Source organism: Pseudomonas alliivorans (genome assembly GCF_017826695.1).
Taxonomy (GTDB): domain Bacteria; phylum Pseudomonadota; class Gammaproteobacteria; order Pseudomonadales; family Pseudomonadaceae; genus Aquipseudomonas; species Aquipseudomonas alliivorans.
In genome coordinates this window covers 229,898-245,838 of sequence record NZ_JAFFZW010000002.1, presented here as the reverse complement: position 1 = coordinate 245,838, position 15,941 = coordinate 229,898, and the positions used below count along the sequence as shown (strand labels likewise).

9 protein-coding genes are annotated in these 15,941 nt (G+C 60.1%); 1 reads left to right on the top strand and 8 read right to left on the bottom strand.

Annotation, left to right across the window (positions count from 1 at the left end):
* Positions 1 to 304: 304 nt before the first annotated feature.
* Positions 305 to 478, top strand: coding sequence for a hypothetical protein (locus tag JTJ32_RS05805; protein WP_180274435.1), 174 nt, complete (start codon positions 305 to 307; stop codon positions 476 to 478).
* A 99-nt stretch (positions 479 to 577) separates the two neighbouring features.
* Here the strand turns inward: JTJ32_RS05805 and JTJ32_RS05800 are convergent, their stop codons facing one another.
* The 8 genes from JTJ32_RS05800 to JTJ32_RS05765 all read right to left on the bottom strand — a co-directional run bounded on the left by JTJ32_RS05800 (position 578) and on the right by JTJ32_RS05765 (position 15,940).
* Complete coding sequence (locus JTJ32_RS05800) at positions 578 to 1,324, bottom strand: SDR family oxidoreductase (RefSeq protein WP_210041373.1); 747 nt, start codon at positions 1,322 to 1,324, stop codon at positions 578 to 580.
* A 166-nt stretch (positions 1,325 to 1,490) separates the two neighbouring features.
* On the bottom strand, positions 1,491 to 2,963 hold the full coding sequence (locus JTJ32_RS05795; protein ID WP_099230476.1) for an efflux transporter outer membrane subunit: 1,473 nt from the start codon (positions 2,961 to 2,963) through the stop codon (positions 1,491 to 1,493).
* On the bottom strand, positions 2,960 to 6,067 hold the full coding sequence (locus JTJ32_RS05790) for a multidrug efflux RND transporter permease subunit (RefSeq protein WP_210041371.1): 3,108 nt from the start codon (positions 6,065 to 6,067) through the stop codon (positions 2,960 to 2,962). The genes JTJ32_RS05795 and JTJ32_RS05790 overlap by 4 nt, the downstream gene beginning before the upstream one ends.
* Positions 6,064 to 9,174: an MdtB/MuxB family multidrug efflux RND transporter permease subunit gene (locus JTJ32_RS05785; protein ID WP_210041369.1), complete on the bottom strand. Its 3,111-nt coding sequence runs from the start codon at positions 9,172 to 9,174 to the stop codon at positions 6,064 to 6,066. Before JTJ32_RS05785 ends, JTJ32_RS05790 begins: the two co-directional genes overlap by 4 nt.
* On the bottom strand, positions 9,171 to 10,487 hold the full coding sequence (locus tag JTJ32_RS05780; protein WP_099230470.1) for an MdtA/MuxA family multidrug efflux RND transporter periplasmic adaptor subunit: 1,317 nt from the start codon (positions 10,485 to 10,487) through the stop codon (positions 9,171 to 9,173). The genes JTJ32_RS05785 and JTJ32_RS05780 overlap by 4 nt, the downstream gene beginning before the upstream one ends.
* A 149-nt stretch (positions 10,488 to 10,636) precedes the next feature.
* Positions 10,637 to 11,137: a thiol peroxidase gene (gene tpx / locus JTJ32_RS05775; protein ID WP_043306091.1), complete on the bottom strand. Its 501-nt coding sequence runs from the start codon at positions 11,135 to 11,137 to the stop codon at positions 10,637 to 10,639.
* A 92-nt stretch (positions 11,138 to 11,229) separates the two neighbouring features.
* Entirely contained in the window at positions 11,230 to 12,147 is a 918-nt protein-coding gene (locus JTJ32_RS05770; protein WP_210041367.1) for a LysR family transcriptional regulator, read from the bottom strand.
* A 112-nt stretch (positions 12,148 to 12,259) separates the two neighbouring features.
* Positions 12,260 to 15,940, bottom strand: coding sequence for a translocation/assembly module TamB domain-containing protein (locus tag JTJ32_RS05765; RefSeq protein WP_210041364.1), 3,681 nt, complete (start codon positions 15,938 to 15,940; stop codon positions 12,260 to 12,262).
* Position 15,941 lies beyond the last annotated feature (1 nt).

Below are 15,941 nucleotides of genomic sequence, written 5' to 3'. Positions count from 1 at the left end.
CACGCCCCAGGGACGCTCCTGTGCATTCCATGCAATTGAAAAATTAACGATACGGCAGCACAAATCCCCCCTGCGCTGACAACTCGCCCGATTCGGCTGCTTAGGTTCCGAGCGGGATGCGTGACTAAAGTTCAAAGGTTTTGAGCGCAGGTCGACAACGCCTCAGCGCATCGCGCAGCGATAAACAACTGAACCTCGACAGGCGATCTGCCCACAGGCCACGGCGGAGCTGCGATTGGATTGAATCATCGGTAAAGCGTGGCAGTCGAACGAAAGTCAACAGGCCAACAAGGAGGCTGAAGCCATGAATATTCCCACTCCACCAGAACCGATCGACCCGAACATCGATGAACCCCCCGTCCCGGTACCGCCTACAGAAGTACCACCGCCTGAACAGGAGCCGCCGACGACGGTGCCTCCGGTCATTGATCCGCCTGCTGATGATCCACCGGTTCAGGAACCGCCGGTTATCCTCTGACCGGCTATTTGCGAGCGATTCAAGGATCTTCTGACCCGTTTTCCTGACAGGATTGCCTCTGGACGGGTCAGCCCGCTCGACGATGTGACAGCGTGCGAGTCAGCGACCGCCCGCCAGATCAATGAACGTGCCCGCGGCGTAGGAGGCCTTGTCGGACAGTAGCCATAGAATCGCCTCGGCCACTTCTTCGGCCGTGCCGCCGCGCCCCATAGGCAAAGCGCCTTCGAGCTTGCTGACCCGGAACGGGTCACCACTGAGTGCATGGAAGTCCGTAAAGATAAAGCCAGGTCTGACGGCATTGACGCGTATGCCGTCTGGAGCAACTTCCCTGGAAAGACCGAGAGTGAACGTGTCCAGCGCCCCCTTGGATGCCGCGTAATCGACATATTCCCCTGCCGATCCCAGTCTGGCGGCTGCCGACGACACATTGACGATACTTCCGCCCTGCCCGCCGTGGTGCGGCGACATGCGCAGCAACGCATGCTTGCTGCACAGCATGGGGCCGACCACGTTGCTCATCATCATTTTGAGCATCCGGAATTCCGACATCTCTTCAACCCGGCACGCCTGAGCCAGCGTCCCTGCGTTATTGACCAGATGCGTCACACGTCCCAGCTCGGCATCCACACGGGCAAACAGCCGGATGATCTCGTCTTCGTTGCTGACATCAGCCTGTACCGTAATGGCTTGAGCGCCCTGAGCCCTGACCTGGGCGCAGGTCCGTTCGGCAGCGACATGGTCAGACAGGTAGTTGATGCAGATGCGATAGCCCTGGGAAGCAGCGAGGTTGGCAGTGGCTGCGCCGATCCCCCGGGAGCCCCCCGTGATGATGAGAACTTTTTCCATGGATGGGTCTCTTGTGTATCTCGATACGGACCGTGGGCACCGGCCCGGCATGTGCCTGCGGCGAGCACTGATCCTGCCAGTGTTTGGAATCCGATGCCATCGCCGTGTTTCAGTTTTCTCACGCCATACCGGTCAACGGTTCTGCCACACAGAAGCCTCCACGATATCAACGCTCAACCACCGGCGAGGTTTGTCCATCCCACCCGCCGCCCAGTGCGGCAATCAGTTGCACACTGGCAATCAGGCGACTTTGCAGCACGTTCAGCACGGTCCGCTCATTGCTCAGTGCCGTGGCCTGTACGTTAACCACATCCAGATAGCCGATCAGACCGGCCTTGTACTGATTGCTGGTCAGGCGCAGGGAGTCGCGGGCAGCCACGAGCGCTTCCTGACGGACCTCGGCTTCTTCTTCATACACCTTGAGTTGAATGAGGTAATTTTCCACCTCCTGAAAACCGTTGAGCACGGTCTGCCGGTATTGCGCGACGGTCTGGTCGTAGACGGCTTCGGTGCGGTCCACTTCAGCAGAGCGTCGTCCGCCGTCGAACAGGGTCATGGCCAACTGCGGACCGACTGACCAGAAACGGTTTGGCAGACTGATCCAGTTGGCGAATGTGCTGCTGTTGTAGCCGCCGCTCATGCTCAGGGTGAAGTCTGGATAATAAGCCGCCTTCGCCACCCCGATATTGGCGTTGGCGCCCATCACCGAGCGCTCGGCAGCGGCGATGTCGGGTCTGCGTTCAAGCAACTGCGACGGCAACCCGACCGGAATCTGCGGCAGTTTGGGGATGGAGGTCGTCGCCTGCAGATTGAAGTCCGCCGGCGCCATGCCCATCAGTACGGCAATCGCGTTTTCAAACTGCGCCCGCTGCCACACCAGATCGATCAGGTCGGCCTGAGTGCTTTTCAGCTGAGTCTGTGCCTGAGCCACGGCATCACGTCCCGAAATACCGGCACGGTACTGGTTCTGGGTCAGCGTCAAAGAACGCTGATAGGCATCGACCGTGGCTTCCAGCAGGCGCTTCTGTTCGTCGATCACACGCAATTGGAGGTAGTTCTGCACCAGTTCCGACTGCAGGCTCAGGCGCATTGCCGCCAGATCCGCGAAGCTAGCCTGTGCGTTGGCCGTGTCGGCTTCAAGGCCTCGGCGCAGCTTGCCCCAGACATCCGCCTCCCAGCTGACACCCAGTTGGGCGCTGTGGGTTTCGCGGATACCGGAGTTGAGGTTGCTGCTTCCCGAGGTACTGCTGCCGGTTCCCTGACTGGAGCGAGTCTTGCCGACGGAGAGATCAAGGGTCGGGAAGAACGCTGCCCGTGAGTTGCGGATCAACGCCTGAGCCTGACGGTACTGAGCTTCATACTGAGCCACGGTCTGGTTGGAGGCGTTGAGTCGCTCCACCAATGCGTTGAGCGCTTTATCGTCGTAAACCTCCCACCAGGCGCCTCTGGCCATTGCGTCATCGCGTGGCGTCGCCTGCTTCCAGCCTTCGGCAGCCTTGAAGCTGGCTGGTGTGGCCATGTCCGGCTTGTGATAATCCGGGCCCACCGCACAGGCACTCAGCAGCAAGACGCAGAGCCCCATGCCAAGCGGCCTGACCAGCCATCGGTGATTGGGTTTGAAGGCGAGGCGATCAGTCATAACGGGGTTTCCAGAGCGGCATCGGTACGACGGCCCCGCCACCGGCTGAAGCGATGGCGCAAGCGGTCGAGATAAAGGTAAACCACCGGGGTGGTATAAAGCGTCAGCACCTGACTGAACACCAGGCCGCCGATGATGGTGAGGCCCAGCGGCCGACGCATTTCAGCGCCTTCTGCAGTACTCAGCAACAGGGGAAGCGCGCCCAGAATGGCGGCCATGGTCGTCATCAGAATCGGTCGCAAACGCTGCAGACACGCGCTGCGGATGGATTCCTGAGGCGTCATGCCCTGATCGCGCTCCAGATGCAACGCCAGATCGATCATCATGATCGCGTTCTTCTTGACCACGCCGATCAACAGAAACAGGCCCAGCAACGAAATCAGGCTGAATTCACTGCGCAGCACATAGATGCTCAACAGTGCGCCCACACCCGCCGACGGCAACGTGGACAGGATCGTCAGCGGATGAATGTAGCTTTCATAAAGAATGCCCAGCACCAGATACACCGCCAGCAAGGCACCTAGAATCATCCAGGGCTGACTTTTCTGGGTCGCCGCAAATGCGTTCGCAGTCCCGGCCATCTTCGAAATGATCTCAGAGGGCAAACCGATCGCAGCAACGGCACGCTCGATGGCTACGGTGGCCTGATCGAGACTGACGCCTTCGGCCAGATCGAACGAGATGTTCTCTGACGCAAACTGACCGTCGTGAGAAACGCGGTCACTCTCCAGGCTGCGTTCATAGTGCGCAATGCTCGACAATGGCACGCGCTGCCCGTCGGCAGTGATCACCTGTACCTGTTCGAGCGTTACCGGGTCCTGCGCATACTTCGGATTGACCTCCATCACCACCTGATACTGGTTCAGGCTGTCATAGATCGTGGATACCTGACGCTGGCTGTACGCATTGTTAAGCACCGCCGTAACCATGTTCATGTCGATACCCAGCCGCTTGGCGGTGTCGCGATTGACGATCAGCGTGACCTGCTGCGCGCCTCGTCCCTCCCGCGCGTCGATGGCCGTGAGTTGCGGCAGCGATTTGAGGGCGGCGACGATCTTTGGATACCACTCACGAAGGACTTCCAGGTCCCCGCTCTGCACGATGTACTGATACTGCGAACTGGTCTGTTCACGCCCGCCACCCAGTTGCAGATCCTGATCCGGGGCAAGGAACAGGCGACCGCCTGGCACATGCGGCAAATCCTTGCGCAGCCGTTCGACCACCTTCTCCGCCGACAGCTTGCGCTCGCCGATGGGCTTGAGGCGCACGATCATGAAAGCGTTGTTGGTGCCGCCGCTGCCACCGATGAAGCCAGCGACGCTCTGTACCGCCGGGTCTGCCAGCACGGCGCGCCTGAAGATTTCCATCTTCGGCTGCATGACCTTGAATGAAAGTCCGTCGTCTCCACGAACGAAGCCCATCAGCTGCCCGGTGTCCTGCTGCGGCAGGAACGTCTTGGGCACCACAACGTAGAGCGCGACGTTGACCACGATGGTGATCAGCAGGCTGGCCAGTGTAAGACGCGGGTGACGAAGGACCCAGCCAAGCGAACGATCGTAACCGGCGACCATCCGGTCATTGACCCGTTCGCTCCAGCGCTGAAATGCGTTTTCCCGCTCGGCCTCACGCGGTTTCAGCCAACGGGCGCAGAGCATGGGCGTCAACGTGAGGGAAACGACCAGCGAGACCACGATCGCCACCGACAGCGTGATGGAGAACTCGCGGAACAGGCTTTCGACCAGACCGCCCATGAACAGAATCGAAACGAACACGGCCACCAGCGAAACGTTCATCGACAGCAGTGTAAAGCCGACTTCCTTGGCCCCCAGAAAAGCCGCTTTCATGGGGTCAAGGCCGTTATGGATGTGCCTCGAGATGTTTTCCAGCACCACGATGGCATCGTCCACTACCAGCCCGGTGGCCAGAATCAGTGCCATCAGTGACAGATTGTTCAGGGAGAACCCACACAGGTACATGATGGCGAAGGTGCCCACCAGCGAGACCGGCACCGCCAGGGTTGGGATCAAGGAAGCGCGGAAACTGCCCAGAAACAGGAACACCACCAGCACCACCAGCACCACGGCGATCAGCAGGGTCATTTCCGCTTCATGCAGGGTCGCAGTGATCACCGGGGAGCGGTCCATGGCGACATCAAGCCTCACGCTGGCAGGCAGCACAGCCTGCAAGGCAGGAAGCTGGGCCTTGATCTGCGCCACGGTCTCGATGATGTTGGCCCCGGCCTGACGGTTGATGACGAGCAACACAGCCCGGTTGTCATTGAAAAAACCGCTGTTGTAGCGGTTCTCGACCGCATCGCTCACCTTGGCGACATCCTTGAGTCGCAACGTTGCGCCATCCTGATAGCGAATGATCAGCGGCGCGTAATCCTTGGCCGTCTCCAGTTGATCGTTGGCCTGAACCTGCCAGTTGTGCTGATCGTTTTCCACCGACCCCTTGGGTCGCCTGACGTTACTGCCCGTGATCGCATTACGTACGTCGTCCAGCGAGACGCCGTACTGAGACAGCAACTGTGGTTCCAGTTCGATACGCACCGCAGGCAGCGAACTGCCGCCGATCTGCACTTCACCCACGCCGGTGACCTGAGACAGGCTCTGCGACAGGATCGTGGACGCCAGATCGTACAGTTGGCCTTTTTCCAGCACGGTAGATGTCAGCGACAGCACCATGATCGGTGCCTGGGACGGGTTGACCTTCTTGTAGGTCGGCATGCTGCGCATGCCACTGGGCAGCAGGTTGCGCGATGCATTGATGGCAGCCTGAACTTCACGGGCGGCGCCATTGATATCGCGATCCAGATCGAACTGCAGAATCACCCGCGTCGTGCCCTGGCTCGAGTTGCTGGTCATGGTGTTGACCCCGGCGATGGTGCCCAACGACCGCTCAAGTGGCGTGGCAACGCTCGACGCCATGATTTCCGGACTGGCACCCGGCAAGCTGGCCGACACGACGATGACCGGAAAATCCATGTTCGGCAACGGCGCCACCGGCAGCATCCGAAAGCTGACGGCGCCCAGCAGCATGATTGCCAGACTCAGAAGAACGGTGGCAACCGGTCGACGGATGAAGGGCGCTGACAGGTTCATGCGTCAGCCTGCTCCATACGGGCCGGGGCACCAGGTTTGCGGCTCCAGCGGCGACCCAGTCGGTCGAAATACAGGTAGATCACTGGCGTGGTGAACAGGGTCAGAACCTGGCTCAGCAGCAGACCGCCGACCATCACCAGACCCAGCGGTTGACGCAGCTCTGCACCGGAACCGGTGGCCAGCATCAAGGGAATGGCGCCGAACAGCGCTGCCAGGGTGGTCATCAGGATGGGCCGGAAACGCAGCAAGGCCGCCTCATAAATGGCCGTCTCGGGATCGACGCCACGATTACGTTCTGCATCGAGCGCGAAGTCGATCATCATGATGGCATTCTTCTTCACGATGCCGATCAGCAGAATGATGCCGATGATGGCGATCATCCCCAGGTCGTTACCGCTGATGAGCAGCGCCAGCAAAGCGCCGACCGCAGCGGAAGGCAGCGTCGAGAGAATGGTGATCGGGTGAATGTAGCTCTCGTACAGTACGCCCAGCACAATGTACATGGTCACTACCGCTGCGAGGATCAACAGCAGCGTACTGGACAAGGACGCCTGGAACGCCTGCGCCGCGCCCTGGAACTGGGTCTGCACGCCGATCGGCATGCCGATATCCTTCTGCACCTGCTCGATGACCTCGACCGCGTTGCCCAGCGCGATATTCGGCGCCAGATTGAACGACATCATCACCGCCGGGAACTGCCCGATGTGGGCAATTGCCAACTGCGCCTGACGCTGCTCGACCCGCGCCAGACTCGACAGTTTTACCTGAGCACCATCAGTGGTTTTCACATGAATCTGTTCCAGCGCTTCAGGCCCCAGCTCGCTGGCAGACGCCGATTGCAGCACGACGCGGTACTGGCTGGCCTGTGTGTATATCGTTGAAATCTGCCGCTGACCGAACGCGTCATACAGCGCGTCCGTGATATTGGCGACGCTGACACCGACCCGGCTGGCCGCATCCCGGTCGATCACCAGATACACCTGAAGGCCCTTGTCCTGCAGATCGCTGGCCACATCCGTCAGCTCGGGGCGCTGGGCCAGCGCATCCACCAGCTTGCCGCTCCACTCACTGAGCAGCTCTGCGTCGGGAGAAGACATGCTGAACTGATACTGGGTCCGGCTGACACGATCTTCGATGGTCAGGTCCTGCACCGGCTGCATGAACAGACGAATGTCCGACAGCTTGTCGACTTCCGGCTGTATGCGCTGAATGATTTCGGCAGCGGTCAGGTCGCGTTCGCCATGGGGCTTGAGGTTGATCAGGAACCGGCCGCTGTTGAGCGTCGCGTTGTCACCGTCCACGCCGATGTAGGACGACAGGCTGACCACCGACGGATCCCTGAGGATAATATCGGCGAGCGCCTGCTGCCGCTCGCTCATGGCCTTGAACGACACCGATTGCGGGGCTTCCGAAATGCCCTGGATGACGCCAGTGTCCTGCACCGGGAAGAAGCCTTTGGGCACGATCACGTAGAGCAGGACCGTCAGCCCCAATGTGCCAATGGCCACCAGCAGGGTCAGCGGTTGATGCTTGAGCACCCAACGCAAACCGCCACCGTAGACGTTGACGAGCCAGTCGATCCACGCGCCGCTGGCGCGGTAGAAACGGCCCTGCTCTTCTTCCTTGGGTTCGCGTTTGAGCAGACGCGCGCACATCATTGGCGTCAGGGTCAGCGAGACCACGAGGGAAATCAGGATCGCGACCGCCAGTGTGATGGCGAACTCGCGGAACAGGCGCCCTACCACATCGGCCATGAACAACAGCGGAATCAATACCGCGATCAGCGACAGGGTCAGGGAAATCAGGGTGAAGCCGATCTGCTTTGCCCCTTTCAGGGCAGCCTGCATCGGCGTTTCGCCCTCTTCGATGTGACGGGAGATGTTCTCCAGCATGACGATGGCATCGTCCACCACAAAACCTGTGGCAATGGTCAGCGCCATCAGGGTCAGGTTGTTGATGGAAAAACCGGCGAGATACATGACGCCGAAAGTGCCGATGAGCGACAACGGTACGGCAATCGAGGGAACGATTGTCGCGCTCAAGCGACGCAGGAACAGGAACGTGACCAGCACCACCAGTACGATGGCAATCAGCAATTCGTGCTGGACGTCGGTGACCGAGGCGCGGATGGTCTGGGTCCGGTCGGTCAGTACGGTCACGTCGAGCCCGGCTGGCAGGTTATCGGTGATACCCGGCAGCATGGTCTTGATCCGGTCGACCACGTCGATAACGTTGGCGCCCGGCTGACGCTGGATATTGAGCAGAACGGCCTGATTGCGATTGGCCCAAGCCGCCAGCCGTTCGTTTTCGGCACCGTCGACGATCTGCGCCACGTCCTTGAGGCGCAGTGGCGCGCCGTCCTTGTAGGCCAGAATCAGGTTGGCGTATTCCTCGGGCGACTTGAGCTGGTCGTTGGCATCCAGCATCGAGACACGGGTCGGTCCATCGAAGTTGCCCTTGGGCTGGTTGACGTTGGACGCACTGATCAGCGTGCGTACATCCGCCAGGTTCAGGCTGTTGGCAGCCAGCGCTTCGGGGTTGACCTTGATTCTTACTGCCTGCCGTTGACCACCGGCAATACTGACCATGCCGACGCCGCTGATTTGCGAGATCTTCTGCGCCATGCGCGTGTCGACCAGATCGTTGAGCTTGGGCAGCAGCATGGTTTTCGAGGTAATCGCCAGGGTCAGTACCGGCGTATCCGCCGGGTTGACCTTGTTGTAGACCGGTGGTGCGGGCAAGTCATTGGGCAGCAGGTTGGTGGCACCGTTGATGGCGGCCTGCACCTCCTGCTCGGCCACGTCCATGTTGATTTCCAGACTGAAGCGCAGCGTGATGACCGAAGCTCCGCCCGAGCTGGTGGAGGCCATCTGGGTGAGTCCCGGCATTTGTCCGAACTGACGTTCCAGTGGTGCCGTCACGGCGCTGGTCATGACTTGCGGACTGGCGCCCGGATACAGCGTCATCACGCGAATGGTCGGGTAATCCACCTGAGGCAGCGCCGACACCGGCAGCAGGCCATAGGCGATCAAACCGGCAAGCACAATCGCGAGCATGCTGAGCGTGGTGGCGACCGGGCGCAGGATGAACAGGCGGGACATGTTCATACGCTTGGTTTATCCGCCTTCGGGAGCGAAGCCGATTTGTCGGTACCGCTGTCGGGCTTGCCCTGCAGTTTCTGGCCCGGCCCTGCGGGCACGTCCTTGCTGTCATTGACCACTTCGACCTCGGCGCCGTCTCGCAGACGGTCAGTGCCCTCAAGCACCACGCGCGCACCTGCTGCCAGACCTTCGGTAATGACCGTGGATGTTTCATTGCTCGGGCCGGTCTTGAGCAGAGTGATCTTCACCTTCCTGTCACCGTCCATGACGTACACGAACGTACCGTTGGTGCCGAACTGCACCGCGGCAGTCGGCACAAGGATGGCCTGAGTCAGCGTGTCCGCGCGCAGTCGCACGTTGACGAACTGGTTGGGGAACAAGGTTTCGTCGCGGTTATCGAAGCGGGCCTTGAACTTGAGTGTGCCTGTTGCCACGTCAATCTGGTTGTCGAGGCTGGCGAGTACACCTGTGGCCTGCATTTTCACGTCGCCGCGATCCCAGGCTTCCACGGGCAGTTTATCGCCCGTGCGATAGCGGGCAATCACACTGGACAGGTCTTTCTCGGGCAAGGTGAAATTGACTGAAATCGGCTGGGTCTGGGTGATGACAACCAGCGCGGTGGTGTCGTTGGCAGCCACCAGATTGCCGACGTCCAGCTGCTTGAGCCCTACCCGACCGGCAATCGGCGCACGGATACGGGTAAAATCCAGGTTGAGTTTCGCTTCGGCCACTGCTGCCTGATTGGTCTTGATGGTGCCCTGGTATTGATTGACCAGCGATTCGGCGGTGTCCAGCGTCTGCTTGGCGATGCTGTCCTCGGCATAAAGTCCGCGGTAGCGCTGAACGTCAAGCTGAGCATTTTTAAGCAGTGCCTGATTGGTTGCCAGCGTGCCCTCGGCCTGCTGAAGTGCGACCTGGTAGCTGCGTGGATCGATCTCCGCCAATAGATCGCCCGCCTTTACCATCTGGCCTTCCTGAAAGTTGAGCTTGATCAGTTCGCCCGCCACCCTGCTGCGTACGTTAATGGTATTGGTTGCAGTAACAGTGCCCAGCGCCTTGTAATAGATTGGAAAATCGCCCTGCGTCACTGGCGCGACACGCACGGGAACCGCCGCAGCCGAGCCGCCGAAACCGGGCCTGACCATACCGCTTGATTTGCTGGTATGCGTGGCTTTGCCGGCCGCATCAGTGCCGGTCGTTGAGGCAGAGCCGGGCCAGAACCTCCAGCACAGGCCGACAATAATCAACAGGACCAACAAACTGATCAACCAGCGACGGGATTTACGGGGGCCAGACGATTGCATGAATAAATCAACCATTACAGGTGAGGGCTTCTTTGGAGGCTGAACAATAAGCACAGATGAGCTGCAAGCAAAGCGCCTTTACCAAGCGCTTACTTTCGTTAAACGGTTGAAGCACAAATAAAAACGGCCTGAACGGATTCAGGCCGTCGATGGGTTGCTGAACGTTACTTCAATACTGCCAGTGCAGCCTCGTAGTTCGGTTCTTCAGCGATTTCGGAAACCAGCTCGCTGTGCAGCACATTGTTGTTTTCATCCAGAACCACGACGGCGCGGGCGGTCAGACCTTTCAGAGGGCCGTCGGCGATGGCCACACCGTAGTTTTCGCTGAAGTCAGCGCTGCGGAAGGTGGACAGGTTCTTGACGTTTTCCAGACCTTCGGAACCGCAGAAGCGAGCCTGGGCGAAAGGCAGGTCGGCGGAGATGCACAGCACGACTGCGTTGGCCACATCGTTTGCCTGAGCGTTGAACTTGCGTACCGAAGTCGCGCAGGTCGGTGTGTCGACGCTTGGGAAGATGTTCAGCACTTTGCGCTTGCCGGCGAACTCCTGCAGAGTCACTTCAGCCAGACCGGCACCCACCAGCGTGAAAGCAGGTGCAGCGCTGCCGTTCTTTGGCAGTTCGCCATTGACTTGAACAGGGCCGCCTTTGAGAGTCACTTGAGCCATGAAACGATGTCCTTTTTCAGTGGGTTTGGATAAGAACCAGAAGTTAAACACGAAAGTGAAGCATGACCTATATCGGATAATTCCGAATTTGCTCAGGAATTGAGTCGGTCCCTGATCTCGGGCCGGGCGCACAATTCAGCCAGCCAGTCGACAAACACCTTGACGCGCCGCGACAACTGTCGATGCGGTGGATACAGCGCCATGAGCGGTAATGCAGGCGGTCGGTATTCACGCAGTACTTCAACCAGCGTGCCGCTGCGCAACTGCCCGGCAATATGGTAGCGCGGTGCCTGGATAAGTCCGAACCCGGCTTCACACGCAGCGACGTAACCTTCAGCGCTGTTGACGGCAATTGAGCGTGGCAGGCGGGGCTCATGCAAGTGCCCACGCACCATGAACTGTAACCCGTAACGCTTGTTGGTTCCGGTCGAGAAATATTCAATCACCTTGTGCTGCGCCAACTCATCCAGATCAAGGGGCGAGCCGTGCTGATCGAGGTACGACCGGCTGGCACAGGTCATCTGCGTAAGGTTTTCCAGAGGCCTGGCGACCAGCGCCTCATCATGGGAGCTTCCAGCGCGCAGTACGCAATCGACGCCCTCGCGTATCAGATCGACCTGCCGGTCACTCATGCCGATCTCCAGTTCGATCTGCGGATAACGTCGAGTGAACTCCGGCAGCGAGGGCATCACGATCATGCATCCCAGACTCATGGGCAGATCAACCCGCAGCAGCCCCTTGGGCCCGGCGTTGAGCGATGAGAACGCGGACTCGGCATCTTCCAGATCAGCCAGCAGACTCAGGCAGCGCTGGTAATAAGCATTGCCATCGGGCGTGGCACTGACCTGACGTGTGGTGCGTTGCAAGAGCTGGACACCCAGGTGCGCTTCCAGCTGCTTGATCAGAATCGTCACCGATGCGCGGGGCATCTGCAGGCTCTCGGCGGCCCTGGCGAAGCCGCCAAGTTCGACGATGCGGGTGAAGACGCGCATGGCGTTGAATCGATCCATGATTACCGGTATTCCGCTTTCTGGTAAGCCAAATAAGAAGAAACGTTTTAGCGGGTTCTTGCCTGTTCTGTCGAGCGCAACATTTTGTCAGCCTTCTGTGACAGCGTCGCTGTCAGAAGTCGCGCTTGTAGAAAATGTCCAGTGAGCTGGCGATTCCGCTGGCCGCTTCCAGGTAGACCCGCTTGCTCAGCAGGTAGCGCAACGCGATGGTATTGGCAGGCTCGAACACGCCAACGCCGTAGCGCAGGCTCAGCTTGTCAGTGATCTTGCCACTGGCTACGACATTGGTCTTGTCGCCGGTCCCGGACGTATCCAGTTCGAAGTCCTTGATGCCCAGATTACCGGCCAGTTTGCCGGTCGTCGAAGCACTGCCTGCAACGCCAAGTGCCAGCGCAGCCTGCGCGACCATGTTGTTGTCCTCGCCGGAGTTGCCCAGTGGACGGCCCATCACCAGATAGGACAGCGCCTGCTCCTGGCTCATCGCCGGCTCGGAGAATACCTCGGTGGTCGGCTGTTCCGCGCTGCCGGTCAGTCGGATGCCCGCGATCACATCGTCTGTCTGACGAATCGCTTCGATATCCAGGTAAGGCTGATCCACAGGGCCTGCAAACAGCAGCCGCGCCTTGCGAATGGTCAGGCGCTGCCCGTAGGCGCGGTAACGCCCGTTGTTGAGATTCAGCTCGCCACGGGTATCGAGGTTGTCGCCAATGTGGACACGCCCGACCAGATCGGCGGTCAGGCCGAAGCCGTTGAAACTGAGCGTGTCCTGGCCGACTTCCACGTCGATGTCCATGGCAACGGCAAGCGGCGGCGCGCCCTCCTCGGTCTGCTGGCCGACAATCACAGTGTCGCCCGACAGCTTGACGGTTGAAGGTGGCAGCTCGCGAACGGTGATAGTGCCCTTGGGGATCAGCACCTTGCCGGAGACCGCCCGCCGCTCGCCCTGCATCGAAATTTTCAAGTCAGGAGCCGCTTCGACTTCCGCGTAAGGCTCCACATGAATCGGCAACCGCGAACCTTTCAGACTCAGGTCAACCACCAATGCCTGACCCCAGGCCACCTGTCCGGTAAGGGAGCCCTGCCCCGTGGAGCCACTTTTCCAGCTGCCGTTCACCTGAACGTTCTCGCCAGCAATCAGCGCCTGAACATTCAGGTCACGCAGCTCCAGCGGCAACTCTGGACCCGACACTTCGCCCCCCTGAAGCGTGACGCTGCCATTGACCAGCGGCGCCAACAGCCCCCCGGAAAGACGGCCGCTGCCATTCAGGCGACCGTTGAGTTTCTCGACCATAGGTGCAAACGGGCGCGCCACCGACAGATCCAGACCCGACAAACTGAATTCGCCAGACAGCGCTTTATTGCTGGACAGCGGATCGATCTGCGCACTCATCAGCAGACGCCCCAGCTTCGCACCGTCAAAGTCAAGCCGGGAATCGATGCGCTTGGGCGTCAACGTGCTGGTCAGCCTGAGGGTCTGGTACGGGAAGTCGAGCCATTGCTCCTTGTCGCGTACCCGCAACGTGCCGCCACCGGCATCGACTGTGATCTGGCCATTGGGGCCGGCAGCAGGCACATCCAGCTGAACGTCGGCGTTGAGCGATCCTTTCCAGGCAAAATCCCTGGGCATCCACTGGGCAAGACTCTCGAGCGGGAAGTTCTTGAGGTGATAACGCAAGCGAGGCTCGGGCATCAGCCGCTGATCCTCACCGCACAGGCTCGCGTTACCGGACAGCCAGCAATGCGCACCAACGTTGAGTTTTCCATCGGCCAGCCGTTCGATTTTTGCCGGTTGTTGCAGACGCCAGGCCTGTCCACCGCTTTGGACGTCGCCACTGGCCAGACGGCCACGCCAGTTGCCGTTATCCAGCGTTCCATCCAGCGCCAGCGCCAACTTGAGCAACGGGCCTTGCAGATCGAGCTTCAACTGCTGCGCCTTGAGGGTGCCCTGGCCGTCCAGCGTCAACGTCCCGAGGGCCGTATCGCCCGCCTGAATGCCGGAGCCTTTGACGCTGATCGTCGCACGTTGCGCCGCGTCCAGTTTCGCGTTGGCCGCCAGACTCTGCAGACGGTTGTCCTGAAATGCGAGCTGGCTGCCTTGCAGGTTGAACTGGCCTTGCGGAGCCTTCAAAGTGCCCGCCAGATCCAGACGACCTTTCGCCTGCCCCTGCAGACGTGGCCACAACTGGCCCAGTCGCGGCAGATTGAGATCCAGCTGGCCTTGCAGGCGCTGATCGAGACTCCCACGGCCCTCAATCCGGTTGTCACCGAGGCGAATGCTCAGACCAGGCAGGTTCCATTGCTGACCCCGGCCATCGGCCTTCGCCTGCAATACCGCAGGCTGTCCACGCAGGCGACCTTTCAGATCCAGGTCGGCGGTCAGCTCCAGTTGTTCGTTTCTGAACTGCCCCTTGCTGCGCAAAGGTCCGGCGAGCGTACCGGGCAGTTCAGCCACCCAGAACGAAGGATCCAGCGAGCTGAGGTCCAGTGCCGTGTCCCAGCCAATGCCGTCGGCAAATTGCAGGTTCAGATGACCGCTGGCCTTGCCCTGCCCGGCCACCACTTCCAGTTGCGGCAGATAGATCCGCTGCAGGTCGCCGCTGAAGGGGCTGACGACGGTGAACGCACCTGCCGGCCCGTTGAGACTGGCATTGAAATTACCCAGATACTTGCCGTCGGTATAGGACACATCACCCTTGAATGCATGCAGCGCGACCTGCGGCTCCGATTCGAGCGGATACAGCCGCTGCCATGGGAAATCGAGCCAGTCGACTGTGGCATCTGCGCTGAAACCGGTCTCCCAGTTCACTTTGCCATTGATGCGCAGACGCTGCTGTTCGCTGGCGGCGAGGTTCAGCGCTTCAATGGTGGCACCCTTGGCGTCCGCAAGACCTTGCAGTGCAAGCGTCATGGGGCCTTTTTCCGCAGGCAGACTGGCCGTGCCGTTGATCTGATAACCAGTGTCCAGATTACCTTCGGCGGTCAGCAGCAACTGATCGAGCTGTATCGTTTCCGGTAACCCGGCACTGGGTTTGAAACGGTCCGACGTCAGTTTCAGGCGCGCGGGCAGATGCTCGGCAAGCGGTTGCAGTTCTCCGCTCAAGCCTCCTGTCAGATACCCGCTGCTGTCGGCTTTCAGTTGCAGGGTCTTGAGCAGAGCACCCTGAATATCCAGTGCCAATGCCCACGGCTTGCCATCCTGCGGCGGCAATTGCAAGTGTCCAGTGAGGGTCAGCGGCCAGTCGCCAGCAGGATCGAGCAGCCCGTTGAGGTCCAGGACCATTTCGTCACGCTGCAGATGCGCACGGTCGATCTGCAGCCCCTGAGCCGTCCAGTGGGCGGCAAGCTTGAGGTCACGCAGTTGCTCGATGCCGTCGAGTTGCAGACGGCCAAGCTGGACCTCCTTGAGTTCAATAGCCAGCGGCAACTTGAGAGTGGGTAAGGTCATGGGACCTTTACGGGCTGGCTCGGTGCCGGGCGCGAAGTGCAGCATGACATTTTCGGCGTTCAGTCGATCGATGCAGAGCGTCATCTTGAGCAGGCAACCTGGAGTCCAGTCAAATGCCAGCGCCCGAACTTCGACGCGGTCTTCACCTTGCACCCAAAGCAAGCGGTCGGCGCTCCACTGACCGCCCAGCCGACCTTGAAAGTTCTCCAACTGCAGGCCAGGCACGCGGGCCAGTGCCCACTGGCTGCCGCTTTGCGTGCCGAGCACCAGTGAGACGCTTGCCACCAGCACCAGCAAAACCGCCAACAGGCTCAGTCCGGCGATTTTCAGGCCGCGCTTGATGTTCATC